This window comes from Psychromonas sp. SP041 (assembly GCF_000470315.2).
In the GTDB taxonomy this organism is placed as follows: domain Bacteria; phylum Pseudomonadota; class Gammaproteobacteria; order Enterobacterales; family Psychromonadaceae; genus Psychromonas.
On the sequence record NZ_CBRF02000102.1, the window covers coordinates 1 to 792 of the forward strand.

Consider the following 792-nt stretch of genomic DNA (forward strand, 5'->3'; position numbering starts at 1 on the left):
AGAGAATTACCTAAGTTGGTTTCGTTTTATGGCACAAAATAAAGAGCATTCTGAACAGGTATGGGTTGAATGCGCACTTTAAAATTAACAGAATAAATACAAACAACACTTAAGTACAACAGAGCCTCTTATATACAGTATAGGCGTTGTTCCGTATTTTTTGTTGTTAATACGGACTTTTTCTATCTATCCACATGATTAAGGTTTTATTTTTGTTTTTAACACATTGTTTAATTGATATAATTTGTTACTCTTGTATCAAATTTAAATAAAATATACTGTTCTATCTATCCACGGAAAATGCGGATAAGTTCCGTATAATAAGCTGTTATGTTTTAAGGAAAGTATGGATACTCATATTGCTACTTTGAATAAGTTAATCTCTGTAGGTGGTGTAGACAAAATTGATAGTAGCTCTGATTACGATCTTTCTATTATTGAAGATTTGTTAAATTCACAATATATTGATGCTACTGCTCACCGACCTCTAAGCGGTAGTTTTACCTATTTCCATGTTAAAGCTAATTTAAATGGTAGAGAGTGGCTATCAAATAGTGTTAATCAATCAAGTCCTGCTGAAGATATAATTGAGCTTAAACCAAATTTTATGGGGCTAGGAATAAACCTAAATGCCTTACTTCGTATGTTTAAGCGTAAATAAAACATAACAAACAAGAATAGGTGTCGCGCAGCCGACACCTTATTCGGGTGTTGGACAAGCCCGTTTGAGGTTGGTTTACTTATTATAGTAAATAGCGGTTTTTATACTAAAGGAATGTTGATGATTCAGTT

1 protein-coding gene is annotated in these 792 nt (G+C 32.3%); it reads left to right on the plus strand.

The annotated features are described in order from the left end of the window. The first annotated feature begins 346 nt into the window (after positions 1-346). Positions 347-661 carry a hypothetical protein gene (locus tag SP041_RS20740; RefSeq protein WP_025562385.1) on the plus strand — a complete coding sequence of 105 codons (315 nt, stop codon included), beginning with the start codon at positions 347-349 and terminating at the stop codon, positions 659-661. Positions 662-792 lie beyond the last annotated feature (131 nt).

Coding starts and splice junctions, on each gene's coding strand:
- SP041_RS20740 (WP_025562385.1), top strand. CDS start 347: ATGGATACTCATATTGCTACTTTGAATAAGTTAATCTCTGTAGGTGGT.